Here is a 23,933-nt window from a genome sequence, read left to right on the forward strand (position 1 = left end):
ATTTCAGCGGCGTTTCCTGCAACGCGCGCGGCGCTCCGGCAAACAGGTGGCCAGTTCCCCCGCAAGGAGACACGGCCATGAGGATCAGGACACTGTCGGGCGACCGCGGACAGCTGCAGGAGCTGCACTGGCCGCCCGGCGCGCACGAGCGGCCCACGCTGGCGACCCTGGCGCGCGGCGCGGGCCTCGCGCTGCAGGCCGGCGCGGCCAGCATCTGGCTGGTCGTGCGCGGCAGCGCCGAGCTGGAAAGCCAGGAGGGCCGCTTCGCCCTGGGCGCCGGGCACTGGATCTACCTGGACCGCGAGTCGATGCCGGTGGTGCGCAGCGGCAGCGGCGCGCTGGTGCTGGGCCTGGTGCTTTCCGCCGGCCTGCAGGCGCGGCTGCAGCAGTCGGCCTATGCGCCGATGTATCCCGGGCGCGGCGAGGCGCCGCCGCGCGCGCGCCGCGGCGTGCTGTCGCTGTGGCGCCGGCTGCTGCGTCCCGGGCTGCACCCGGCTGACGCCTCGGTCCTGCTCGGCCGCCTGCTGCGCGCGCTGGCCGACCTGCAGGACGACTGCAGCGCGCTGGTGGAGCGCTGCCCCGGCCGCACCCTGCACCGCCGCCGCCAGGTGTTCGCGCGCATGCAGCGGGTGATGCTTTACCTGGAGGGGCACCCCGAGCGCGCCCTGACCACGCTGCAGATGGCCGATCGCGCCAGCATGTCGGTCTGGTACTTCATCCGCGCGTTCCGCGCGGTGTACGGGGAGACCCCGCAGGCGGCCTCGGCGCGCCTGCGCCTGCAGCGCGCCGCGCGCCTGCTGCTGGAGGGGCGGATGGCGGTGGGCGAGGTCGGCGCCGCGTGCGGCTTCGAGAACAACTGCAGCTTCTCGCGCGCGTTCCGCGCGCAGTTCGGCGTGCCGCCGTCGATCTACCGTCTCCATGGGGGGAGCGTGGCGGCAGCCCTGGCAAACCCGGTCGACATGCACGGCCAAGCGGGATGAGCGCGTGGCTCCGTAACGTCTTGCTGCGTTTTCGCAAACCCCTAACGGACCGGAGAACACCCATGAAACACCATCCACGCGCCGCATCGCGGCTGGCGGCGCTGCCGCTGGGCATCGCCTGCGCCCTGGCCGCCAGCGGCGTCGCCGCACAGGAAGGCCCCGCCGGCGAGGCGCAGACCCTGGACCGGGTCACCGTCACCGGCTCGCGCCTCAAGCGCGCCGACATCGAGGGCGCGGTCCCGGTCACCGTGATCGACCGCGCCACGATCGACGCCAGCGGCGACATCTCGGTGGCCGAGCTGCTGCGCGACAGCTCCTTCGCCGCGTTCGGCAGCTTCCGCCCGCGCTCGGGCAGCAGCGCCCAGGCGGTGTCGGAGGTGGACATGCGCGGCATCGGCGCCGACCGCACCCTGGTGCTGGTCGACGGCCGCCGCGCGCCGTACGCGCCGAGCACCGGCACCGCGGCCGACCTCAACACCATCCCGCTGGCGGCGGTGGAACGGATCGAGATCCTGTCCGACGGCGCCTCGGCGCTGTACGGCTCCGACGCCATCGGCGGCGTGGTCAACATCATCCTGCGCAAGGACTTCGAGGGTGGCGAGGTGCGCTACGGCCGCGGCAACCCGGCGGTGCGCGGCGGCGACACCGAGGAGGCCTCGCTGCTGTTCGGCACCAGCTCCGAGCGCGGCAGCCTGCTGATGGGCGCCTCGTACAACGCGCGCGGCATCGTCTTCAGCCGCGACCAGATCGGCGGCGACGTCCGCGGCGGCTCCGGCTACGGCAACAACTACTACATCGAGGACCCGGACGCGCCGGGCGAGGAAGGCGAGTACGGCGGCGCGCTGCCGGGCTTCGCCTGCAACAGCGACGGCTTCTGGATGAACGGCGACACCTGCGCCTACGACTACAACGCCGTGGCCGCCAGCGACGCCTCGGTCCGCAACAAGGCCCTCTTCGCCCGCGGCCAGTACGACGTCAGCCCCAGCTTCAGCGTCAATGCCGCGCTGAGCTACAGCAAGGCCAGCAGCTTCGGCCGCTTCGCCCCGACCCCGGGCGTGCTGTACGTGGAGGAGGGCAGCCCCAACGACCCGGTCAAGGGCGACGGTCTGGGCGCGTTCATCTACCACCGCTACGCCGCGGCCGGCAACCGCGACAACTTCATCGACAACGACACCGTCGACGTGCAGCTGGGCGCCAGCTGGATGGCCAGCGAGCGCCTGACCCTGGACTTCGGCCTGCGCACCAGCCGCGCCAGCTCCTCCGACATCGGCCGCGGCTACATCGTCACCCCGCTGGCGGAGAAGGCCGCCGCCGACGGCAGCTACAACGTCGCCGATCCGTTCGCCGACCCGGACGTGGTCAAGGGCTTCACCGTCACCACCAACCGCCAGGGCAAGTTCAACGTCGACGAGATGTTCGCCAGCGCGGCGCTGGACCTGTTCCAGATGGCAGGCGGCACCTCGGCGGTGGCGTTCGGCGTGGAGCACCGCCGGGAGGACTACGCCGACGTCTACGACGCGCTGTCGGAGTCCGGCGCGGTGGCCGGCTCGGCCGGCAACACCGCCGGCGGCCGGCGCAAGGTCAGCGCGGCCTACGCCGAGTGGTACCTGCCGGTGGCGCAGGACTTCGACTTCACCCTGGCCGCGCGCTACGACCGCTACGACGACTACGGCAGCGACGTCTCGCCGAAGCTGTCGCTGCGCTGGCAGCCGCTGGACAACCTGACCCTGCGCGCCTCGGTGGGCGAGGGCTTCCGCGCCCCGGCGCTGCCCTACGTGCACAGCCAGCGCGCGTTCAGCGCCGAGCCGATCTCCGACTACCGCACCTGCGTGGCCACCGGCTTCTCGCCGGTGCTGTGCGGCGGCGACGCCAACGGCGACAACATCGCCGACGGCCCGGAGAACGAGGAGGAGGTCGCCTACCAGGTCGATTCCTACCAGACCGGCAACCCGGACCTGCTGTCGGAGCACTCGCGGCAGTTCAGCGTCGGCCTGGCCTGGGATCCGCTGGACTGGTTCAACCTGACCCTGGACTACTACCGGATCCAGATCGACGACCGCATCCGCCTGATCTCCTTCCGCGAGCTGGTCGGCCTGGACAACGCCGGCCAGCCGTTGCCGGAGCACACCTGGGTCAAGCGCCGCAGCAACGGTTCCATCAGCGAGATCCAGACCGCCTTCGTCAACGAGGGCAAGCTGGATACCCGCGGCCTGGACCTGAACCTGCGTGCCTCCGGCAACCTCGCCTGGGGCCGCGTGGACAGCTGGCTGCAGGTGGCGCGGGTGCTGGAGTACACCGTGGTCGACGGTGACACCCGCAAGGATCCGCTGGGCTGGGTCACGCAGCCGAAGCTGCGCGCCACCTGGCGCAACGCCTGGAGCCGCGGCGACTTCAACCTCGCCTGGAACATCAACTACATCGGCAGCCAGCAGAACCCGGCCGAGGTCCCGCCCTACGGCTTCATCACCAGCGGTCCGGGCGTGCGCGTGGGCAGCTACACCACCCACGACCTCAACCTGACCTGGAACGCGCCGTGGAACGGCAGCCTGAGCCTGGGCGTGAACAACGCCGGCGACCGTTACCCGGAGCTGGTCGGCTACGACAACCAGCCCTGGAACTTCCACCTCTACGACGCCTACGGGCGCACCGTGTACTTCCGCGTCTCGCAGAAGTTCTGAGGCCTGCAGGGGGAGGGACGGGGAGGCCGCAAGGCCTCCCCGTCTTTTTTTCGGCGCGCGCTGGCGCCGCGTTCACGGGCCGGCGCGGATCATCCGGCGCCAGGTCCTCCCTCCCGGGGGACGCAGGAGCACGCCATGGTCCGCTTCCTCCGTATCCCCCGCGCCGCCGCCGTGCTGGCGGCCGCGGCCATGCTGCTGCTGGCGGCCTGTGCCAGCGGCCCGCGGATCAGCAGCGAGGCCGATCCTTCGGCCGACTTCGGCCGCTACCGCAGCTTCGCCTTCTATTCGCCGCTGGCGATCGAGTCGCGCGGCTATTCCACCCCCACCAGCAACCGCATCCGCCAGGCCGCACGCGCGCAGCTGGAGGCGCGCGGCTACGTCTACGACGAGCGCGACCCGGACCTGTGGGTGAACCTCAACGCCTACCTGCAGGAACGCACCGACGTCAGCACCATCCCCGAGGTGGACTACGACTACTACTACAGCTACCGCGCCCGCAGCTACGTGGCGGTGCCGTACTGGCGCGAGCGCACCAGCGTGCGCCGCTACACCGAAGGCACGCTCAACGTGGACCTGGTGGACGCGCGCCAGAACCGGCTGGTGTGGACCGGGGTGGCGGTAGGCCAGGCCAGCAGCCGCAGCACGCCGGCCGAGCGCGACGCGCGGATCGACTCGGCCGTGGCCCAGATCTTCGCCCGCTACCCGTACCGGGCCGCGCCGCGCTGACGCGGCGGCGCGGGCGGATGTGCCCGCGCCGGTTGCATGCCGCGGCCGCCGCGCCTCAGGCGCCGACCGCGGCCGAGTCCAGCAGCAGGTCCGCCTGTGCGCGCCACTCCTCCAGGCGCGGCAGCACGTTGCAGCGCTGCAGGTACTCCAGGTCCGGCTCCTCGCCGGAGGCCAGGGCCATGGCCACGTGGGTGGCGCCGGTGACCCAGAAGCTGCGGCTGGACGAGCGCGACGGCGTGCGGTGGAACGCCACCGCCTCGATGATCGGCATCGGCAGGCCCCACAGGCCCAGCAGGTAGGCGCCGGCCTCGGTATGGCCGGGGCGCGCGTCGCCGGCGGCGGCCGGCTCGCGCTCGTCGCGCACGCCGGGCAGCAGCAGGCCGATGTCGGCCAGCAGGGCGGCGGTGGCGCCCAGCTCGGCGCTGGATTCGGGGAGCATGCGCTTGGCCAGGCGCGAGGCCACCAGCGCGCGCTGCTGCAGCGCCGCGCGGTCCACCCCGGCCGGGGCCGGCAGGGCGAACACCTCGCTGGCCAGGACCAGGTCGCGCAGGGTGGCGATGCCCAGCCGGGTCACCGCGGCGCGCAGGTCGGTCACGGTGCGCCCGGAGGAGAAGAACGCCGAGTTGCACAGCTGCAGCACCTTGGCCGCGATCGCCGGGTCGGCCGCGACCAGGGCGGCGATGTCGGCGGCGCTGGTGTCCTCGTCGTTCTCCAGCGCGTGCATCAGGCGCAGGTACAGCTGCGGCGGCGAGGGCAGCTGCTCGACCCGGCCGATGCCGTCGCGCAGCTGCGGGTTGTCGACCAGCTCGCGCAGCTCCTCCAGGCTGCCGATGGATTCCAGCAGCAACTCGGGGGCCACGGGGGCGGGCAGGAAGCGGTGGGCCAGGCCGATGATGCGCGCCGGCGGGGTGGCCGAGTTCTCGATCACCGCCATGCGCGAGGTGGAGGGCCTCAGGGTACGGACCTGGCCGAGCAGGGTGGCCGGCGGCATGTCCGGCAGCGCCGGCGGCACCAGGACCACGTCGACCTCGACCGCGGCCACGTGGGCCATGGCCGAGCCGCCATCCGGGCAACGGTGGACATCCCAGTCCTCTCCCATGTCACCGACCAGTTCCACGAGGTCGGCAGGAAACACGACGTCGTCACCGACGAACAGGATGCGCACTCATTCCTCCACGAAGATCGTCCAGCCAGGGCGTGCCGGGGCCCGCCCCTGCACGGTAGCGGATAACCGCGCAGGAATCTTCAGGACTGCCGGCACCCCGGGCACGGCACTGCCGGGAAGTGTGCCGCATTTGGCGGTCCGGCGGCGCCGGCGGACCGCCGGCGCGCGATGGGTGCGGCCGTGCCGCACCCGGTGGCGATCAGGCCTCGCCCTTGGCCTTGGCGCGTTCCATCGACTCGACCAGGATGCGGCGGGCCTCCTCGGCGTCGCCCCAACCCTCGACCTTGACCCACTTGCCCTTCTCCAGGTCCTTGTAGTGCTCGAAGAAGTGGCCGATGCGCTCCAGCCAGTGGCTGGAGACCTGGTTGATGTTCTCCACGTGGGCGTAGCCGGCGAACACCTTGGGCACCGGCACGGCCAGGATCTTCTCGTCGCCGCCGGCCTCGTCGCTCATCTTCAGCACGCCCACCGGGCGGCAGCGCACCACCGAGCCCGGGACCAGCGGCAGCGGCAGCACCACCAGCACGTCGGCCGGGTCGCCGTCGCCGCACAGGGTGTTGGGCACGTAGCCGTAGTTGCACGGGTAGCGCATTGGGGTGGAGAGGATGCGGTCGACGAAGATCGCGCCGCTTTCCTTGTCCACCTCGTACTTGACCGGCTCGGAGTCCTTCGGGATCTCGATGACGACGTTGATTTCCTCGGGCGGGTTGCGTCCGGAATTGACCTGGTCGAGGCCCATCAGTGACTCCATTCCATCGGTTGGGTGAATCCGGCCATTTTACGCGCTGCGGTATTGCATTGCACAACGCACGATGGCAGGGCCCTCCGGGGCGGGCGCGGCCCGGAGGCGGGGCGCCGCGGCGGGCTCCCGCGCGGCCAGGCACGGCCCGGGGCGTGCCGCGCATCACGCAAATCCCCGGTGCGCACAGCCGGGGCCGCGGTGCAATTAGCCGAAAAGCGCATGGGCGCGCCGCGGCCGCGGCGGCAGGCCGGGGGCCCGGGACCGGTAGAATCGGGCGATTCTCCCCCCGACGTTGGACCCCCTGCATCATGAACGAGCGTATTGCCCACGCCGGCCTGGCTTCCAGGCTCATGTCGGCGGAGCAGGCCGCTGCCCTGATCCAGCCCGGCATGGCCGTGGGCATGAGTGGCTTCACCGGCGCCGGCTATCCCAAGGCCGTGCCCCAGGCGCTGGCCGCGCGCATCGAGGCGGCGCACGAGCGCGGCGAATCCTTCGCCATCCGCATCCTCACCGGCGCGTCGACAGCGCCGGAACTGGACGGCGTGCTGGCGCGCGCCGGCGGCATCGAGTTCCGCCTGCCGTACCAGTCCGATCCGGAACTGCGTGGCCGCATCAACGGCGGCCAGATCGAGTACATGGACGTGCACCTGGGCCACGTCGCCCAGCATGCGCTGTTCGGTTTCCTCGGCCGCATCGACCTGGCCATCGTCGAGGTCACCGCGATCCTGCCCGACGGCCGCCTGGTGCCCTCGACCTCGGTGGGCAACAACAAGACCTGGCTGGACCTGGCCGACAAGGTGATCATCGAGGTCAACCACCGCCAGCCGCGCGGCATGGAGGGAATGCACGACATCTACTACGGCACCGCCAAGCCGCCGCAGCGCAAGCCGATCCCGCTGACCCACCCGGGCGACCGCATCGGCGAGCCCTACCTCAAGGTCGACCTGGACAAGGTCGTGGCGGTGGTGGAGAGCGACGCGCCGGACCGCATCGGCCGCTTCGCCCCGATCGACGACGTCTCCCGCGCCATCGCCGGCCACCTGGTGGAGTTCTTCCGCCACGAGATCCGTGCCGGGCGCCTGGGCGAGCACCTGCTGCCACTGCAGTCGGGCGTGGGCAACATCGCCAACGCGGTGCTGGCCGGCCTGCACGACGGCGGATTCCGTGGCCTGACCGCGTTCACCGAGGTGATCCAGGACGGCATGCTCGACCTGATCGGCAACGGCACGATCGACATGGCCTCGGCCACCTCGTTCTCGCTCAGCCCCGAGGGCGTGGAGGAGTTCGCGCGCAACATCGACCTGTACCGCGAGAAGATCGTGCTGCGCCCGCAGGAGATCTCCAACCACGCCGAGCTGGTGCGCCGCCTGGGCGTGATCGGCATGAACGGCATGGTCGAGGCCGACCTCTACGGCAACGTGAACTCCACCCACGTCTGCGGCACCAGCATCATCAACGGCATCGGCGGCTCCGGCGACTTCGCCCGCAACGGCTTCATGTCCTGCTTCCTGAGCCCGAGCACGGCCAAGAACGGCGCGATCTCGGCCTTCGTGCCGATGGTCAGCCACGTCGACCACACCGAGCACGACGTGGCGGTGCTGGTCAGCGAGCAGGGCCTGGCCGATCTGCGCGGGCTGTCGCCCAAGCAGCGCGCGCGGGCGATCATCGACAACTGCGCGCACCCGGACTACCGGCCGATGCTGCAGGACTACTACGACCGCGCCCTGCGCGACAGCAAGGGCCGGCATACCCCGCACCTGCTGGCCGAGGCACTGTCCTGGCACCAGCGCTACCTGGAGACGGGGACGATGAAGGCCTGACGGCCTTCGCGGTGGCAGACGAAGAAGGGCGGCCAGTGGCCGCCCTTCTTCGTCCCTGCCGGTGCGGCCGGATCAGCCCAGCGACTCCAGCCACTCGTCGTCCGAGCCTTCGTTGACACCCTCGAACAGCGGGGTGGAGAAGTAGCGTTCGCCGGTATCCGGCAGCATGGCCAGCAGCACCGAGCCGGCCGGGGCCTCGGCCGCCACCTTCAGCGCGGCGGCCACGGTGGCGCCGGCGGAGATGCCGACGAAGATGCCTTCCTCGGCGGCCAGGCGGCGCGCGGTGGCGATGGCCTCGTCGTCGGTCACGCCGAGGATGCGGTCGGCCACGTCGCGGTTGAGCACCGAGGGGACGAAGTCAGGGGTCCAGCCCTGCACCTTGTGCGGCTTCCACTCGCCGCCGGCCAGCAGCGAGGCGTTGGCCGGCTCGGCGGCGGTGATCTTCACCTCCGGGCGGGCCACGCGCAGCACCTCGCCGACGCCGGTCAGGGTGCCGCCGGTGCCCCAGCCGCTGACGAAGTGGTCGAGGCGGCGGCCGGCGAAGTCGCGCAGGATCTCGGCGGCGGTGGTCTGGCGGTGGTAGGCCGGGTTGGCCGGGTTCTCGAACTGGCGCGCCAGGAACCAGCCGTGCTTCTTCGCCAGCTCCTCGGCCTTGCGCACCATGCCGCTGCCGCGCTCGGCCGCCGGGGTCAGGATCACCTTGCCGCCGTAGGCGCGGATCAGCTTGCGGCGCTCGACCGAGAAGGTCTCCACCATCGTGGCCACGAACTTGTAGCCGCGCGCCGCGGCCACCGCCGCCAGCGCCACGCCGGTGTTGCCGGAGGTCGCCTCGACGATGGTGTCGCCCGGCTTGAGCAGTCCCTTGGCCTCGGCGTCGAGCACGATGGCCAGGGCCAGGCGGTCCTTGACCGAGCCGGCCGGGTTGAAGGCCTCGACCTTGGCGTACAGCTCGATGCCCTCCGGGGCGATGCGGTTGAGGCGGACGACCGGAGTGCGGCCGATGGTGTCGAGGATGCTGTCGTAGATGGCCATGTGAAGTTCCGTTGTCGTGACGGGATGGAAATCAGGCGGCGCGCGCCAGCGCCGCGGGCGCGCCCAGCGGCGGGGCGCCGAACCAGTGCAGGCGGGCGGCCAGCGCGGCCACCTCGCCGAGGATCAGCAGGGCCGGTGAAGACACCGCATGCGCGCGCGCGGTCTGCGCCAGGTCGGCCAGGGTGCCGGCGACCACCCGTTGCTCCGGGCGCGAACCGTTTTCCACCAGGGCGAACGGCGTGGCCGGGTCGCGCCCGGCGGCGAGCAGGCGCTGCTGCAACTGCTCCAGCGCGGCCACGCCCATGTACACGGCCAGGGTCTGGCGCTCCTGGGCCAGCGCCTCCCAGTCCAGGGTGTCGGCCGAGTCGCGGCAGTGCGCGGTGACCAGGCGCAGGGACTGGGCGTGGTCGCGGTGGGTCAGGGGAATGCCGGCATAGGCCGCGCAGGCGACCGCCGCGGTGATGCCCGGCACCACCTGGTAGGGGATGCCGTGCGCACGCAGGAATTCCAGCTCCTCGCCGCCGCGCCCGAACACGAAGGGGTCGCCGCCCTTGAGCCGGACCACGCGGCGGCCGGCGCGGGCGTGGTGCAGCATCAGGGCGTGGATCTCCTCCTGCGGCATGCTGTGGTTGCCGGCGGACTTGCCGACCTCCACCCGCAGCGCCTGCGGATTGGCCAGGGCCAGCACCCCGGCGCCGACCAGGCGGTCGTGCAGCAGCACCTCGGCGGCTTCCAGCGCGCGCAGGGCGTGCAGGGTCAGCAGTCCCGGATCGCCGGGCCCGGCACCGACCAGGGCGACGCTGCCCGGGGCCAGTTCCAGGGGGGAGCCGGAAGACGGTGCGGCGGTGGGCGACAGGCTCACGGCTGTACGGTCGCAGGAAGGGAAGCCGACCGTACGCCCGCCTCATGACCGGCGGAAATAACTTGCCGGGCAAAGCTCATGCGTTCGGGTTATAAGGCTGGGGCGCGGATTGCCCTACAGTCCGCAACACCCCGCCATGCCATCGCCGGTACCGCGCCATGACGCTCACCCAGCTGCGCTATCTGGTCGCCATTGCCGACGCCGGGCTGAACATCACCCTGGCCGCGGCGCGCGTGCATGCCACCCAGCCGGGCCTGTCCAAACAGCTCAAGCAGCTGGAGGACGAGCTGGGCTTCCTGCTGTTCGTGCGCAAGGGCCGCAGCCTGGAATCGATCACCCCGGCCGGCGCCGAGGTGCTGGAGCGGGCGCGGGTGATCCTGGCCGAGACCGCCAACATCCGCGCCTACGCCGCCAACCAGCGCCGCGACAACCAGGGCCAGCTGACCATCATCACCACGCACACCCAGTCGCGCTTCGTGCTGCCGCCGGCGATCGCGCGGATCAAGCGCGACTTCCCGCAGGTGAGCGTGCACCTGCAGCAGTCGGCCGAAGGCGTGGCCCTGGACCTGCTGTCGCAGGGCGATGCCGACATGGCCGTGGTCAGCACCGCCGGCAGCGAGCCGCAGGGCGGGGTGGCGGTGCCGCTGTACCGCTGGCGCCGGCTGGCGCTGGTGCCGCGCGGGCATCCGCTGGACCGCGCCGGGCGCGCGCCCGACATCCACGAGCTGTCGAAGTACCCGCTGATCAGCTATGAATCCTCGGTGCGCCCGGAATCCTCGCTGCAGCGCGCCTTCCACTCGGTGGGCCTGGAGCCGAACCTCGCGCTGACCGCGCTGGACGCGGACCTGATCAAGACCTACGTGCGCGCCGGGCTGGGCGTGGGCCTGCTGGCGGAAATGGCGGTGAGCACCGGCGATACCGACCTGCGCGGCTGGCCGGCGCCGCCGGAGGTCAGCGAGTGCATCGCCTGGGCGGTGCTGCCGCGCGAGCGGGTGTTGCGCGACTACGCGCTGGAGCTGGTGCACGTACTGGCGCCGCAGATCGACAAGCGCGACCTGCGCCGGGTGCTGGACGGCAACCAGGAGCCCGACTGGCCGCCGCCGCCGACCTGGGAATCCCTGACCCAGACGATCACCAGCTGAGCCGCGCCCTCAGGGCAATGGCGTCTGGTGATGCAGGGCCGGCAGCCACAGGCCGGCGATCAGGACCTCCCGTCGTCGCGGTTCCTGCTGGTTCCGGCTTCGTCCCCGGGTCTGGTGCGCTTGCCCGAAGTGGCCAGCGACAGGGCGATGCCGATGGCGATGCCCGGCCCGATGCCCAGCGCCACGTTGTCCATCGCCACGCCGATCGCCGCGCCGATGGCGATGCCCAGGGCGATGCCGGTCGTGAAGGAAATGCCTTTCCCGCTGTGCTCGCGTGCCATGTCGCCTCCGCGGGTATCCAGGTCGCCGGCAGTCTGCGCCGGCGCCGGTGGATGCCGTGTCGTGCCCGGGCGGCAGTGTCCGCAGGTTTTTCCGGGGCGCCTGCCACGCGGCCCGCTGCGGCCCTCCGGTAAACTGGCCACCCCACCGCCAGCAGAAGCCGCATGAACACCATCATGGTCCCCGTTTCGGTCGGGGAGCTCGTCGACAAGATCACGATCCTGGAGATCAAGGCCGAGCGCATCGCCGACCCGGACAAGCGCGCCAACGTGGTGCGCGAGCTGGAGGGCCTGCGGCCGCTGTGGCAGCCGCTGGAAGGCGGCTCGGCCGAGCTGGCCGCGCTCAAGGCCAGGCTGCGCGACGTCAACGAGCGCATGTGGGACGTGCAGGACGCGCTGCGCGCCAAGGAAGCGGCCCAGGACTTTGGCGCCGAATTCATCGAACTGGCGCGCGCGGTGGCCGCGCGCAATGGCGAGCGCGTCGGCTACAAAAATGAGATCAACCGCCTGGCCGGTTCGCAGTTCGTCGAGGAAAAGCAGTACCGCTGAGGTTTTCCGGCCCGCTCGCCAACCCTCAGATGTCCTCGTGGATCCCGCACTCGCGCTTGAGGCCGAAGAAGCGGGTGTCCTCGTCCTTCATGCCCGGCTCCCAGCGGCGGGTGGTGTGGAAGTCGCCGATGGAAACGTAGCCCTCGTGCCACAGCGGGTGGTAGGGCAGGTCGTGCTTCTTCAGGTACTGCCACACGTCGCGGTCGCTCCAGTCGGCGATCGGGCTGACCTTCAGGCGGTTGCCGCGCCACTGCAGGATCGGCGTGTTGGCGCGGCTGGCCGACTGGCTGCGGCGCAGGCCGGTGAACCAGGTGCCGGCCTGTAGCTCGTCCAGGGCGCGGCGCATGGGCTCGACCTTGCGCAGCTGGTTGTAGTTGTCCAGGCCTTCCACGCCCTGCTCCCACAGGCGGCCGTGGCGCGCTTCCATCCAGGCGCGGCTGATCAGCGGACGGTACACCTTGAGGTTGAGCTTCAGCCGTTCGGCCAGCTCGTCGGCGAAGCGGTAGGTCTCCGGGAACAGGTAGCCGGTGTCGACCAGGATCACCGGGATGTCCGGCTTCTGCGCGGTGAGCATGTGCAGGGCGACCGCGGCCTGGGCGCCGAAGCTGGAGGACAGCACGTGGTTGGCCGGGCCCTGTTCGAGCGCCCAGGCCACGCGGGCCTCGGCGTCCATCGCTTCCAGCCTGGGGTTCAGCGCGTCGAGGTCCAGCACCGGGCTGGCATCGGCGCTGTTGGCGGCTTGGTCGGGAACGGCATTGGTGCTCATGGGGGGGGGCGCTCCGGTGCGGATGCGGCATGGCTCAGGCGGGGACGGGCACGGCCGCTTCGGCGGGCCCGACCTGGACGTGGGTGGGATAGGACGGCAGGGCGACCAGCCCGGCGCGGTGCAGGAAGTCGCCGAAGCGCTCCTCCGGCTGGCGCTCGGCGGCATAGCGCGCCAGCAGCGGTTCCAGCGCCTCGAGGATCTGCGCCTCGGTGATGTTCTCGCGGTAGAGGGTGTTGAGCCGCTGGCCGCGGTGGTCGGCGCCGAGCATCAGGTTGTAGCGGCCCGGGGCCTTGCCGACCAGGGCGATCTCGCCCAGGTAGGGGCGCGAGCAGCCGTTGGGGCAGCCGGAGATGCGCAGCAGGATCGGCGCGTCGGCCAGGCCGTGCTTCTCCAGCACCGGCTGCAGCCTGGCGGCGAAGTCGGGCAGGTAGCGTTCGGCCTCGGCCATGGCCAGGGCGCAAGTGGGCAGGGCGACGCAGGCCATGGCCGTGCGCTGCAGTGCGGTCGGGGCGCGGTTCTCCAGGTCCAGGCCGTGGTCGCGCACCAGGGCGTCGATCCGCTTGCGCTCGCTGGCCGGCACGTTGGCGATGATCAGGTTCTGGTTGGCGGTCAGGCGGAACTGGCCGCGGTGCACGTTGGCGATCTCGCGCAGGCCGGTCAGGTGCGGCGCGCCGGGGCGGTCGGCGATGCGCCCCGACGGGACCGACAGGGTCAGGTGCCAACGCCCGTCCTCGCCCTCGATCCAGCCGAAGCGGTCGCCGTTGTGCTCGAAGCGGAACCGCCGCGCCGGCTGCAGGCGGAACCCGGCAAGTTCCTGCATGCGCGCGACGATCGCGTCCAGGCCGTGGTCGTCGATGGTGTACTTGAAGCGCGCGTGCTTGCGCTCCACGCGGTCGCCCAGGTCGCGCTGCACCACCAGCGCGGCGCGGGCGATGTCGATCGCCTGCTCCGGGACGACGAAGCCGATCACGTTGCCCAGGCGCGGATAGGTCTTCGGATCGCCGTGGCTGGCGCCCATGCCGCCACCGATGGTGACGTTGAAGCCGGCCAGGCCGCCGGCGCCGTCGTCGATGGCGATCAGGCCGAAGTCGTTGGCGAACACGTCCACGTCGTTCACCGGCGGCACCGCCACGGCCATCTTGAACTTGCGCGGCAGGAAGGCCTTGCCGTACAGGGGCTCTTCCTCCTGCCCGCTGTCGGCCAGCTTCTCCTGGTCCAGCCAGATCTCGTAGTAGGCGCGGGTCTTCGGCAGGAACTCCAGCGACAGCTTCTGCGCCCACTCGTGCACCTGCGCGTGCAGGCCGGACAGCAGCGGGTTGCTGCAGCCGAGCACGTTGCGGTTGACGTCGCCGCAGGCGGAGATGGTGTCCAGCGCGGCGGCGTTGATGGCCTGCATGGTCGCCTTCAGCTCGCGCTTGACCACGCCGTGGAACTGGAAGGTCTGGCGGGTGGTGATGCGCAGCGAGTGGTTGGCGAAGCGGGTGGCGATGGCGTCGAGCTTGAGCCACTGCTCCGGGGTGAAGACCCCGCCCGGGGCGCGGATCCGGATCATGAACTGGTGCGCCGGTTCCAGCTTCTGGCGGCGGCGCTCGTCGCGGATGTCGCGGTCGTCCTGCTGGTAGGTGCCGTGGAACTTGACCAGGCGCTGGTCCTCGAACGACAGCGAGCCGCTGACCGGGTCGGCCAGTCCCTCCAGCAGCGTGCCCCGCAGGCCGCGGCTGTTGATCTTGATGTCTTCGACGGAGGGGTGGCTCATGGAAAGTGATTGGTGATTGGTGATTCGGGATTGGGGGACGTGTTTCCGTTGAACCGGATCGGGTCAGTAGACGTCGCGGGCGTAGCGCCCTTCGGCTTGCAGCGTGGTGAGGTATTCGGCCGCCGCTTCGCGGTCGCCGCCGTTGTGCGCGGCAACCACGTCTAGCAGCGCCGCATGCACGTCCTTGCCCATGGCGATCGCGCCGCAAACGTACAGGTGCGCGCCGTCCTGCAGCCAGGCGTACAGCTCGGCGCCGCGCTCGCGGAGCCGGTCCTGCACGTAGACCTTGGCGGGCTGGTCGCGGGAGAAGGCCAGGTCGAGGCGATGCAGTTCCTTGCGCTGCAGGGCTTCCTGCCACTCGACCTGGTAAAGGAAACCGGTGTTGAAGTGCTGGGCGCCGAAGAACAGCCAGTTGCGGCCGCTGGCGCCGGTCTCGGCGCGCTCCTGGACGAAGCCGCGGAACGGGGCCACGCCGGTGCCCGGGCCGATCATGATGATGTCGCGGCTGGCATCGGCCGGGACCCGGAAGCGCTCGTTCGGCTCCACGTACACCGGTACCTGCGCGCCTTCCTCCAGCGCAGCCAGGAAGGCGCTGGCGGCGCCGAGGTGGTCGTGGCCGTGGGCGTGGTAGCGCAGCGCGTCCACGGTCAGGTGCGCTTCCTCGCCGACGCGCCTGCGGCTGGAGGCGATGGAGTACAGGCGTTGGGCCTGTGGCCGCAGCGCGGCCACCAGGGCCTGGTGGTCCCAATCCGCCGGCCAGCGACGCAGCACGTCCACCAGCTGGTGGTCCGCGAGCAGCGCCGCCAGGCCGGCAGGCTGGGTCGGGTCGAGTAGCTGTCGCAGCGACGCGGAGCCGGAGCGCTCGGCATGCGCGGCCAGGAACGGTCGCGACAGCCGGGTCAGCTCGCGCCGGGTGGCCAGCCACTCGTGCAGGGGCAGAGTCTCCCCTTCGATGGTGACGGCAGCGTTACCGTCCAGGCGGGCGGCCTCCAGCACGGAGGCCACCAGGGGTTCGGGATTGCGGTGGCGGATGCCCAGCGCATCGCCGGGTTCGTAGGCCAGGCCGGAGCCTTCCAGCGACAGCTCGATGTGGCGGACGTCCTTCTCCACCGGCCCGTACTTGCGGAAACCGACCGCGCGGAACTCGCGCCCGGTGATGCGCTGGTTGGCCAGCACCTCGGCCGGGAACGGGCGCTCGTGCGACCAGCCGGCCGCGGCCGGCCGCAGCGGGGTGACCGTAGCCAGGTGCGCGCCGGACGCAGGCGCGGCGGCCCGCAGCAGTTCGCCGGCCTTGGCCAGGGCCGCTTCACGCCAGGGCGCGGCGACGCTGTCGATGTCCAGGTCGGCCTGGCCCAGGTCGTGGATGCGCTGCGCGCCCAGTTCGGCCAGGCGCGCGTCCAGCTTGCGCGCGATGCCGCAGAAATCGGCGTAGCTGGTATCGCCCAGGCCCAGCACCGCGTACTTCAGCTCCGGCAGCTTCGGCGCGCGCTTGCCGGAAAGGAACTCGGTGAAACCAATCGCGTCGTCCGGCGGATCGCCCTCGCCCTGGGTGCTGATGACGATGTACAGCAGGCGCTCGCTGGCCAGCTCGCGGGTGGGGTAGGCGTCGGCGCGCACCAGGCGCACCGCCAGGCCGGCCGCTTCCGCGGCGGTGGCCAGCTTCTCCGCCTCGCGCCGGGCATTGCCGGTCTGGCTGCCGTAGAGCACGGTCAGGCGCTGGCCGGACTGCGGGGCCGCGGCCGCGCCGCCGCCGGGCAGCACCGCCAGTTGCGGCGCGCCGTGGCCCTGGGCCAGGCCGGCGGTGTAGCCGGACAGCCACCACAGCGCGGGCGCATCCAGGCCTTCCACCAGCCGCGCCAGCAGGACCTTGCGGTCCTCGTCGAGCGGACCGGGCGGAAAGGCGGGGGACGCAGCGGTCATTGGCAGGGGCCTTGTGGACGCAGTCGCAACTCGACGGGAGTCCGATGGTAGGAAGCCCGGTCCCGCTACTGAAACGGCTTGTGGTTATTGGCTTATGCTCGCCGCTTATTTCATCTGCGCGGGCCCGCGTGCGGATACTGCGGCTCCATCGCACGCCCCCCGTTCCATGCGGGCCGGTACTGCGAAGCGCCCCGGCAATGCCTGCCGCGGCCCCATTCCCCAGGTCGCAGATGAGCCTTTCCCACCGCCTGTCCCACCTCGACCGCCTGGAGGCGGAGAGCATCCACATCCTGCGCGAGGTGGCGGCCGAGTTCCGCAACCCGGTGCTGCTGTACTCGGTGGGCAAGGACAGTTCGGTGCTGCTGCACCTGCTGCTGAAGGCGTTCGCCCCGGCGATCCCGCCGATCCCGCTGCTGCACGTGGACACGCGCTGGAAGTTCCGCGAGATGATCGCCTTCCGCGACCGCCGCGCGGCCGAGACCGGCGTGGAACTGCGGGTGCACGTCAATCCCGAGGGCATCGCCCAGGACATCGGCCCGGTCAGCCACGGCGCCAGCGTGCACACCGAAGTGATGAAGACCCAGGGCCTGAAGCAGGCGCTGGAGAAGTGGAAGTTCGACGCTGCCATCGGCGGAGCGCGCCGCGACGAGGAGAAGTCGCGGGCCAAGGAACGGGTGTTCTCGTTCCGCAACGAGCACCACCGCTGGGACCCCAAGCGCCAGCGCCCGGAGCTGTGGAACCTGTACAACGCGCGCGTGCGCAGCGGCGAGAGCGTGCGCGTGTTCCCGCTGTCCAACTGGACCGAGCTGGACGTGTGGCTCTACATCTACCGCGAGAAGATCCCGGTGGTGCCGCTGTACTTCGCCGCCGAGCGCCCGGTGGTCGAGCGCGACGGCGCGCTGATCATGGTCGACGACGAGCGCCTGCCGCTGCGGCCGGGCGAGGTGCCGCGGATGCGCAAGGTCCGCTTCCGCACCCTCGGCTGCTACCCGCTGACCGGTGCGATCGAATCGGAAGCCGACAGCCTGGAGGCGATCATCGCCGAGATGCTGGTGGCCACCACCTCCGAGCGCCAGGGCCGGGTGATCGACCACGACCCGTCCTCGTCGATGGAGAAGAAGAAGCTCGAGGGGTATTTTTGATGGGCAGCAGTGATTCGTCATTCGTGATTGGTGATTCGAAGGCGCAGGCCACCGCCGTTGCTTCTTCCAATCACGAATCACCAATCACCAATGACGGCGCGGATAGCGCGGTTTCACTCTATCTGCGCCAGCACGAAAGCAAGCCGCTGCTGCGCTTCATCACCTGCGGCAGCGTCGACGACGGCAAGAGCACCCTGATCGGGCGGCTGCTGTACGAGAGCAAGCGCCTGTTCGACGACCAGCTGGCGGCACTGGAGGCCGACAGCCGCCGCCACGGCACCCAGGGCGGGCGCATCGACTACGCCCTGCTGCTGGATGGCCTGGCCGCCGAGCGCGAGCAGGGCATCACCATCGACGTGGCCTACCGCTATTTCGATACCGACAAGCGCAAGTTCATCGTCGCCGACTGCCCCGGCCACGAGCAGTACACCCGCAACATGGCCACCGGCGCCTCCACCGCCGACCTGGCCGTGGTCCTGGTGGACGCGCGCAAGGGCCTGCTGGCGCAGACCCGCCGCCACAGCTACATCGTCTCGCTGCTGGGCATCCGCCACGTGGTGCTGGCGGTGAACAAGATGGACCTGGTCGGCTACGACCAGGCCGTGTTCGAGGCGATCGCCTCCGGCTATCGCGAACTTGCCGCGCAGCTGCGCATTCCCGACGTGCAGGTGATCCCGCTGTCGGCGCTGGAAGGCGACAACCTGCTGCGGCGCTCGCCCAACACCCCGTGGTACGACGGCCCGGCGCTGCTGGAGCACCTGGAGTCGGTGGAGGTCGAAGACGGCCAGGCCCGCACCGGCCTGCGCCTGCCGGTGCAGTGGGTGAACCGGCCCAACCAGGACTTCCGCGGTTTCGCCGGCACGATTGCTGCCGGCGTGGCGCGCCCGGGCGACCCGGTGGTGGTGCTGCCTTCGGCGCGGCGCTCGACCATTGCCCAGGTGCTGGGCCCGGACGGCCCGCTGCCGCGCGCCGAGGCCGGCCAGGCGGTGACCCTGACCCTGGCCGACGAGATCGACGTCAGCCGTGGCGACCTGATCGCCGCCGCCGGCGACCCGCCCGCGGTGGCCGACCAGTTCGCCGCCCACCTGCTGTGGATGAGCGACGCCCCGCTGCTGCCGGGCCGGCCGTACTGGCTGAAGATCGGCACCCGCACCGTGGCCGCCAGCATCAGCGAGATCAAGCACCGGGTGGACGTGAACACCCAGGAGCACCTGGCGGCCAAGCGCCTGCAGCTCAACGAGGTCGGCTACTGCAACCTGAGCCTGGAGGAGCCGGTCGCCTTCGCCCCTTACGCGGAGAACCGCACCCTGGGCGGCTTCATCCTGATCGACCGCCAGAACAACGACACCGTCGCCGCCGGCACCCTGGACTTCGCCCTGCGCCGCGCCGACAACGTGCACTGGCAGCACCTGGACGTGGACAAGGCCGCCCGCGCCCGGATCAAGGGCCAGGTGCCGAGGGTGCTGTGGTTCACCGGCCTGTCCGGCGCCGGCAAGTCCACCGTGGCCAACCTGGTGGACAAGCGCCTGCATGCGCTGGGCTACCACACCTTCGTCCTGGACGGCGACAACGTCCGCCACGGCCTCAACCGCGACCTCGGCTTCACCGACGAGGACCGGGTGGAGAACATCCGCCGCGTGGCCGAGGTGGCCAGGCTGATGGCCGACGCCGGCCTGATCGTGCTGGTCAGCTTCATCTCCCCGTTCCGCGCCGAGCGGCGGATGGCGCGCGAGCGCTTCGCCCCGGGGGAGTTCATCGAGGTGTTCGTGGACGTGCCGCTGGAAGTGGCCGAGGCGCGCGACGTCAAGGGCCTGTACCGCAAGGCCCGGGCCGGGCTGATCCCGAACTTCACCGGGATCGACTCGCCCTACGAGCCGCCGGAGGCACCCGAGGTGCACCTGCACGCCGACCGCGAGGACCCGCAGGCGCTGGTCGCGCGGGTGCTGGCGGCACTGGACCTGCAGCCATAGCGGAAGTTCCCGGGGGCGGGAGCCAACCAAAGCCACATAGAGCCGTTCACGCCCGCTGGCTACACTCCGCGGTTTGCGCATGAATCCAGCGAGGCGATCGATGGCGGCACGAATCCCGGCGTTGCTCCTGTGCGGGCTGCTGGCACTGGCCGGCTGCGACCGCCAGGCGCCGGCCGCCCGCGGCGGCGGGGCCGCGATCCCGGTGACCACCGCCGTGGTCCAGCCGCGGTCGTGGAGCGATACCGTCCAGGGCCTGGGCACGGTGCGTGCCCGCGAGTCGGTGACCCTGAGCGCCAAGGTCAGCGAGATCGTCGAGCAGGTGCACTTCGACAGCGGGCAGAAGGTGGCCGCCGGCCAGCCCCTGGTGACCCTGCGGGTGGACGCCCAGCGCGCCGCCCTGGTCGAGGCCGAGGCCGCCGCCGCCGAGGCCGAGCAGCAGTTCCGCCGCCTGGAGAGCCTGGCCGCGCAGCAGCTGGTCTCGCGCGCCACCCTCGATACCCAGCGCGCCACCCGCGACGCGGCCCTGGCACGGGTGCGGCAGATGCAGTCGGACATCGGCGACCGCCAGATCCGGGCGCCGTTCGCCGGCGTGCTGGGCATCCGCCAGGTCAGCCCCGGCGCGTTGCTGACCCCCAACGCGGTGATCGCCACCCTGGACGACATCTCCCGGGTCTACGTCGACTTCCAGGTCCCGGAGGCGGCGCTGTCGCGGGTGGCGCAGGGCGCCGTGGTCAGCGCCCGCGGCGCGGCCTGGCCCGGCCGCAGCTTCGAGGGCCGGGTGCAGACCGTGGACGCGCGGATCGACCCGCAGACCCGCGCGGTGACCGTGCGCGCCGAGTTCGACAACCCCGAAGGCCTGTTGCGCCCGGGCATGCTGCTGGACGTGAGCCTGTTCCAGCCGCGCGAGGCGCTGGTGGTGCCGGAGCTGGCGGTGGTGCAGGTGGGCCGCGACTCGTTCGTGTACCGGGTCGACGGCGAGGGCGTGGTGGAGCAGGTGCCGGTGCGCACCGGCCTGCGCCGCGAGGGCCTGGCCGAGATCGCCGAGGGCCTGGCCGCCGGCGACCGCATCGTGGTCGAGGGCACCGGCAAGCTGCGCCCGGGGGTGAAGGTGGTCGATGCCGCCGCGCCGGCCGCGGCCGAAGGCGGGGCTGCGGCCCCCGCCGGCCATGCCGCCGGCGCCGGCGCGGGCGGCCAGGGCTGAGCCGATGAAGCTGTCCGACCTGTCGATCCGCCGCCCCGTCTTCGCGATGGTGGTGAGCCTGCTGCTGGTGGTGCTGGGCGGCATGTCGTTCATGCGCCTGACCCTGCGCGAGCTGCCCAACATCGACCCGCCGATCGTCTCGGTTGAGGTGCGCTATCCCGGCGCCTCGGCGGCGGTGGTCGAGACCCGCGTGACCCAGATCCTCGAGGACGGCCTGGCCGGCATCGAGGGCATCCGCACCATCCAGTCGCAGAGCCGCAACGGCCGCGCCGACGTCACCATCGAGTTCAACCTCAGCCGCGACATCGAGGCGGCGGCCAACGACGTGCGCGACCGCGTCAGCCGGGTCATGGACCGCCTGCCGGACGAGGCCGACCCGCCGGAGATCGCCAAGGTCGAGGCCGACGCGGACGTCATCATCTGGCTCAACATGCGCTCCACCGTGATGGACACGATGGAGCTGACCGACTACGCCGACCGCTACGTGGTCGACCGGCTCTCGGCGCTGGACGGCGTGGCCCGGGTGCAGCTGGGCGGCGCCCAGCGCTACGCCATGCGCATCTGGCTGGACCGCGATGCCATGGCCGCGCGCGGGATCACCGCCGGCGACGTCGAATCGGCGCTGCGCACGGAGAACGTGGAGCTGCCGGCCGGGCGCATCGAGTCGGCCACCCGCGACTTCACCCTGCGGGTGGAGCGCGGCTACCGGGCGCCGGAGCAGTTCGCGAACCTGCCGTTGCGCAAGGGTGCCGACGGCTACGTGGTGCGCCTGGGCGACGTGGCCCGGGTCGAACTGGGCCCGGAGGAGCGGCGCTCCTACCTGCGCAGCAACGGCGTGCCCAACGTCGGCCTGGGCATCGTCCGCACTTCCACTGCCAACGCCCTGGACGTGGCCCGCGCCGCGCGCGCCGAAGCGGAGGAGATCCAGAAGACGCTGCCGGAAGGCACGGACATCTTCGTGGCCTACGACAGCACCATCTTCATCGAAGCCTCGGTGGAGCGGGTGTACTGGACCCTGGCCGAGGCCATGGTCCTGGTGTTCGGGGTGATCTGGCTGTTCCTGGGCAGCCTGCGCGCGGCGCTGATCCCGGCGGTCACCGTGCCGGTGTGCCTGGTGACCGCATTCATTGCCCTGTATGCCTTCGGCTTCTCGATCAACCTGCTGACCCTGCTGGCGCTGGTGCTGTGCATCGGCCTGGTGGTGGACGACGCCATCGTGGTGCTGGAGAACGTGCAGCGCCGCGCCGACCTGGGCGAGCCGCCGCTGGTGGCCGCGCGCCGCGGCACCGCGCAGGTGGCGTTCGCGGTGATCGCCACCACCGCGGTGCTGGTGGCGGTGTTCTTGCCGGTGGGCTTCATGGAGGGCAACACCGGGCGCCTGTTCCGCGAGCTGTCGGTGGCGCTGGCGGCGGCGGTGGCGATCTCGGCCTTCGTCGCCCTGACCCTGACCCCGATGATGTGCTCCAAGCTGGTGCGCCCGCATGCGGCGCCGCGCGGGCTCAACGCCTGGACCCAGCGCGTGCTGGCCCGGGTCAGCGATGGCTACGGCCGCCAGGTCACGCGCCTGGTCGGGCTGCCGGGCCGGCGCCTGCTGGCGCTGCTGCTGCTGGCCATGGCCCTGTGCCTGGCGGCGGTGGCGGCGCTGGGCCTGCGCGTGCCCAGCGAGCTGGCGCCGGCCGAGGACCGCGGCCGCTTCTTCGTGATGGTCGACGGCCCCGAGGGTGCCGGCTTCGACTACACCGTCTCCCAGATCCAGCAGGTGGAGGAGATCATCCTGCGCCGGGTGGGTGGGGACCAGCCGGTGCAGCGCGCCAACTCGCGCGTGCCGCGCGGCTTCGGTGGTAGCGAGGAAATGCACACCGGCCAGGTGGTGGTGTTCCTGCAGGACTGGCGCCAGCGCAAGGCCAGCACCGACGAGGTGGTGGCGGAGCTGCGCCGCGAGCTGGGCACGCTGCCGGGGGTGCAGGTGCGCGCCAACGTGCCCGGTGGCCTGGTCAACACCCGCGGCCAGCGCTACCAGCTGGTGCTGGGCGGCCCCGACTACGCCGAGCTGGCGCAGTGGCGCGACCGCATCCTGCAGCGCATGGAGTCCAACCCCGGGATCCAGGACCCGGACTCGGACTACAAGGAAACCCGGCCGCAGATGCGGGTGGAGATCGACCGCAACCGCGCCGCCGACCTGGGCGTGTCGGTGCAGGAAATCGGCCGCACCCTGGAGACCATGATGGGCTCGCGCCAGGTGACCACCTTCGTGGACAACGGCGAGGAGTACGACGTCATGCTCCAGGCCGACCGCGACAAGCGCATGGACCCGGCCGACCTGGAGCGCACCTGGGTGCGCGCCGCCAGCGGCGAGCTGGTGCCGCTGTCCAACCTGGTCACCCTGCGCGAGGTGGCCGAGGCGGGCAGCCTCAACCGCTTCAACCGCCTGCGCGCGATCACCATCAGCGCCGGCCTGGCGCCGGGCTACAGCATGGGCGAGGCGCTGGAATGGACCCGCCAGGTCGCCGCCGAGGAACTGCCCGACTACGCCCAGATCGACTGGAAGGGCGAGTCGCGCGAGTACCGGGAGGCCGGCGGCGCGGTGCTGCTGACCTTCGCCATGGCCCTGCTGGTGGTGTACCTGGTGCTGGCGGCGCAGTTCGAGAGCTTCCTGCACCCCCTGGTGATCATGCTGACCGTGCCGCTGGCGGTGCTGGGCGCGCTCATCGGCCTGTGGGCCACCGGCGGCACGCTCAACCTGTTCAGCCAGATCGGCATCGTCATGCTGATCGGCCTGGCGGCCAAGAACGGCATCCTGATCGTGGAGTTCGCCAACCAGCTGCGCGACGAGGGCCGCTCCGTGGCCGCCGCGATCGCCGAGTCGGCGCGGGTGCGCCTGCGCCCGATCCTGATGACCTCGGTCGCCACCGTGGTCGGCGCGGTGCCGCTGGTGGTGGCCGGCGGCCCGGGTTCGGCCAGCCGCGCCACGATCGGCATCGTGATCATCTTCGGCGTGTCGTTCTCGACCCTGCTGTCGCTGTACGTGGTGCCCGCGTTCTACGCCCTGCTGGCGCCGTTCACCCGTTCGCCGGAGGCGCTGGCGCAGGAGCTGGATCGGCTGGAAGCACGCACGCCGCCGGTGGGCGGCCACGGCTGAAACCCGGGAAAGGGGCCTTGCGGCACTTTCCCCGGATTGCCCGGACTGGTACACCTGCAACCTTT

At 71.4% G+C, this 23,933-nt stretch carries 17 protein-coding genes and 1 pseudogene; 10 read left to right on the top strand and 8 right to left on the bottom strand.

The window, feature by feature from the left end; all coding sequences use genetic code 11:
- The first annotated feature begins 77 nt into the window (after positions 1 to 77).
- The 3 genes from EIM47_RS01460 to EIM47_RS01470 all read left to right on the top strand — a co-directional run bounded on the left by EIM47_RS01460 (position 78) and on the right by EIM47_RS01470 (position 4,384).
- A complete protein-coding gene (locus tag EIM47_RS01460; protein ID WP_164514521.1) occupies positions 78 to 980 on the top strand; it encodes an AraC family transcriptional regulator in 903 nt (300 codons plus the stop codon).
- A gap of 62 nt (positions 981 to 1,042) precedes the next feature.
- On the top strand, positions 1,043 to 3,658 hold the full coding sequence (locus EIM47_RS01465) for a TonB-dependent receptor (RefSeq protein WP_164514522.1): 2,616 nt from the start codon (positions 1,043 to 1,045) through the stop codon (positions 3,656 to 3,658).
- 135 nt (positions 3,659 to 3,793) lie between these two features.
- On the top strand, positions 3,794 to 4,384 hold the full coding sequence (locus EIM47_RS01470; RefSeq protein WP_037034283.1) for a DUF4136 domain-containing protein: 591 nt from the start codon (positions 3,794 to 3,796) through the stop codon (positions 4,382 to 4,384).
- Between the two features lie 55 nt (positions 4,385 to 4,439).
- Here EIM47_RS01470 and EIM47_RS01475 read toward each other — a convergent pair whose 3' ends face one another.
- Positions 4,440 to 5,549: an HDOD domain-containing protein gene (locus EIM47_RS01475; RefSeq protein WP_026010381.1), complete on the bottom strand. Its 1,110-nt coding sequence runs from the start codon at positions 5,547 to 5,549 to the stop codon at positions 4,440 to 4,442.
- A 199-nt stretch (positions 5,550 to 5,748) separates the two neighbouring features.
- Complete coding sequence (gene ppa / locus EIM47_RS01480; RefSeq protein ID WP_125075870.1) at positions 5,749 to 6,288, bottom strand: inorganic diphosphatase; 540 nt, start codon at positions 6,286 to 6,288, stop codon at positions 5,749 to 5,751.
- 311 nt (positions 6,289 to 6,599) lie between these two features.
- On the opposite strand from ppa, the gene EIM47_RS01485 reads away from it, so the two are divergent.
- The gene (locus EIM47_RS01485) at positions 6,600 to 8,111 is read left to right on the top strand and encodes an acetyl-CoA hydrolase/transferase family protein (RefSeq protein ID WP_026010380.1); all 1,512 of its coding nucleotides are present in this window, start codon (positions 6,600 to 6,602) and stop codon (positions 8,109 to 8,111) included.
- Positions 8,112 to 8,183: 72 nt separating this feature from the next.
- On the opposite strand, the gene cysK is transcribed toward EIM47_RS01485, so the two are convergent.
- Together cysK and cobA are read right to left on the bottom strand one after the other, a co-directional pair.
- Positions 8,184 to 9,143 (bottom strand): cysteine synthase A, encoded by a 960-nt coding sequence (gene cysK, locus EIM47_RS01490; RefSeq protein ID WP_019397955.1) that lies wholly within the window; start codon positions 9,141 to 9,143, stop codon positions 8,184 to 8,186.
- Positions 9,144 to 9,174: 31 nt separating this feature from the next.
- Positions 9,175 to 9,957: pseudogene (gene cobA / locus EIM47_RS01495) on the bottom strand (uroporphyrinogen-III C-methyltransferase); the annotation flags it as partial.
- 206 nt (positions 9,958 to 10,163) lie between these two features.
- On the opposite strand from cobA, the gene EIM47_RS01500 reads away from it, so the two are divergent.
- Complete coding sequence (locus EIM47_RS01500; protein WP_019397953.1) at positions 10,164 to 11,147, top strand: LysR family transcriptional regulator; 984 nt, start codon at positions 10,164 to 10,166, stop codon at positions 11,145 to 11,147.
- Positions 11,148 to 11,206: 59 nt separating this feature from the next.
- On the opposite strand, the gene EIM47_RS01505 is transcribed toward EIM47_RS01500, so the two are convergent.
- Positions 11,207 to 11,428 carry a hypothetical protein gene (locus EIM47_RS01505; protein WP_125075871.1) on the bottom strand — a complete coding sequence of 74 codons (222 nt, stop codon included), beginning with the start codon at positions 11,426 to 11,428 and terminating at the stop codon, positions 11,207 to 11,209.
- A gap of 162 nt (positions 11,429 to 11,590) precedes the next feature.
- On the opposite strand from EIM47_RS01505, the gene EIM47_RS01510 reads away from it, so the two are divergent.
- Positions 11,591 to 11,974, top strand: coding sequence for a DUF6165 family protein (locus EIM47_RS01510; RefSeq protein WP_019397951.1), 384 nt, complete (start codon positions 11,591 to 11,593; stop codon positions 11,972 to 11,974).
- 25 nt (positions 11,975 to 11,999) lie between these two features.
- Here the strand turns inward: EIM47_RS01510 and EIM47_RS01515 are convergent, their stop codons facing one another.
- The 3 genes from EIM47_RS01515 to EIM47_RS01525 form a co-directional block, all read right to left on the bottom strand.
- Positions 12,000 to 12,740, bottom strand: coding sequence for a phosphoadenylyl-sulfate reductase (locus EIM47_RS01515; protein WP_125075872.1), 741 nt, complete (start codon positions 12,738 to 12,740; stop codon positions 12,000 to 12,002).
- Positions 12,741 to 12,774: 34 nt separating this feature from the next.
- Positions 12,775 to 14,496, bottom strand: a complete 1,722-nt coding sequence (gene cysI / locus EIM47_RS01520) for an assimilatory sulfite reductase (NADPH) hemoprotein subunit (protein WP_125075873.1) — start codon at positions 14,494 to 14,496, stop codon at positions 12,775 to 12,777.
- Between the two features lie 63 nt (positions 14,497 to 14,559).
- A complete protein-coding gene (locus tag EIM47_RS01525) occupies positions 14,560 to 16,416 on the bottom strand; it encodes an assimilatory sulfite reductase (NADPH) flavoprotein subunit (RefSeq protein WP_125075874.1) in 1,857 nt (618 codons plus the stop codon).
- A gap of 230 nt (positions 16,417 to 16,646) precedes the next feature.
- Between EIM47_RS01525 and cysD the strand changes: the two genes are divergently transcribed.
- From cysD to EIM47_RS01545, 4 genes are all read left to right on the top strand, one after another.
- Positions 16,647 to 17,558 (top strand): sulfate adenylyltransferase subunit CysD, encoded by a 912-nt coding sequence (gene cysD, locus EIM47_RS01530; RefSeq protein ID WP_028914575.1) that lies wholly within the window; start codon positions 16,647 to 16,649, stop codon positions 17,556 to 17,558.
- Complete coding sequence (cysN, locus tag EIM47_RS01535; protein ID WP_050992141.1) at positions 17,558 to 19,528, top strand: sulfate adenylyltransferase subunit CysN; 1,971 nt, start codon at positions 17,558 to 17,560, stop codon at positions 19,526 to 19,528. Before cysD ends, cysN begins: the two co-directional genes overlap by 1 nt.
- A 100-nt stretch (positions 19,529 to 19,628) precedes the next feature.
- Positions 19,629 to 20,729 (top strand): efflux RND transporter periplasmic adaptor subunit, encoded by a 1,101-nt coding sequence (locus tag EIM47_RS01540; RefSeq protein ID WP_125075875.1) that lies wholly within the window; start codon positions 19,629 to 19,631, stop codon positions 20,727 to 20,729.
- 4 nt (positions 20,730 to 20,733) lie between these two features.
- Positions 20,734 to 23,868, top strand: coding sequence for an efflux RND transporter permease subunit (locus EIM47_RS01545; RefSeq protein WP_125075876.1), 3,135 nt, complete (start codon positions 20,734 to 20,736; stop codon positions 23,866 to 23,868).
- Positions 23,869 to 23,933 lie beyond the last annotated feature (65 nt).

This window comes from Pseudoxanthomonas sp. SGT-18, from assembly GCF_003931645.1.
Taxonomy (GTDB): domain Bacteria; phylum Pseudomonadota; class Gammaproteobacteria; order Xanthomonadales; family Xanthomonadaceae; genus Pseudoxanthomonas.

Excerpts from the sequence above, each read along its gene's own strand:
- EIM47_RS01525 (WP_125075874.1), bottom strand. The coding sequence starts at position 16,416 with ATGACCGCTGCGTCCCCCGCCTTTCCGCCCGGTCCGCTCGACGAGGAC.
- EIM47_RS01500 (WP_019397953.1), top strand. The coding sequence starts at position 10,164 with ATGACGCTCACCCAGCTGCGCTATCTGGTCGCCATTGCCGACGCCGGG.
- ppa (WP_125075870.1), bottom strand. The coding sequence starts at position 6,288 with ATGGGCCTCGACCAGGTCAATTCCGGACGCAACCCGCCCGAGGAAATC.
- EIM47_RS01515 (WP_125075872.1), bottom strand. The coding sequence starts at position 12,740 with ATGAGCACCAATGCCGTTCCCGACCAAGCCGCCAACAGCGCCGATGCC.
- EIM47_RS01485 (WP_026010380.1), top strand. The coding sequence starts at position 6,600 with ATGAACGAGCGTATTGCCCACGCCGGCCTGGCTTCCAGGCTCATGTCG.
- cysD (WP_028914575.1), top strand. The coding sequence starts at position 16,647 with ATGAGCCTTTCCCACCGCCTGTCCCACCTCGACCGCCTGGAGGCGGAG.
- EIM47_RS01505 (WP_125075871.1), bottom strand. The coding sequence starts at position 11,428 with ATGGCACGCGAGCACAGCGGGAAAGGCATTTCCTTCACGACCGGCATC.
- cysK (WP_019397955.1), bottom strand. The coding sequence starts at position 9,143 with ATGGCCATCTACGACAGCATCCTCGACACCATCGGCCGCACTCCGGTC.
- cysN (WP_050992141.1), top strand. The coding sequence starts at position 17,558 with ATGGGCAGCAGTGATTCGTCATTCGTGATTGGTGATTCGAAGGCGCAG.
- EIM47_RS01460 (WP_164514521.1), top strand. The coding sequence starts at position 78 with ATGAGGATCAGGACACTGTCGGGCGACCGCGGACAGCTGCAGGAGCTG.
- EIM47_RS01465 (WP_164514522.1), top strand. The coding sequence starts at position 1,043 with ATGAAACACCATCCACGCGCCGCATCGCGGCTGGCGGCGCTGCCGCTG.
- EIM47_RS01510 (WP_019397951.1), top strand. The coding sequence starts at position 11,591 with ATGAACACCATCATGGTCCCCGTTTCGGTCGGGGAGCTCGTCGACAAG.
- EIM47_RS01540 (WP_125075875.1), top strand. The coding sequence starts at position 19,629 with ATGGCGGCACGAATCCCGGCGTTGCTCCTGTGCGGGCTGCTGGCACTG.
- EIM47_RS01470 (WP_037034283.1), top strand. The coding sequence starts at position 3,794 with ATGGTCCGCTTCCTCCGTATCCCCCGCGCCGCCGCCGTGCTGGCGGCC.
- EIM47_RS01545 (WP_125075876.1), top strand. The coding sequence starts at position 20,734 with ATGAAGCTGTCCGACCTGTCGATCCGCCGCCCCGTCTTCGCGATGGTG.
- cysI (WP_125075873.1), bottom strand. The coding sequence starts at position 14,496 with ATGAGCCACCCCTCCGTCGAAGACATCAAGATCAACAGCCGCGGCCTG.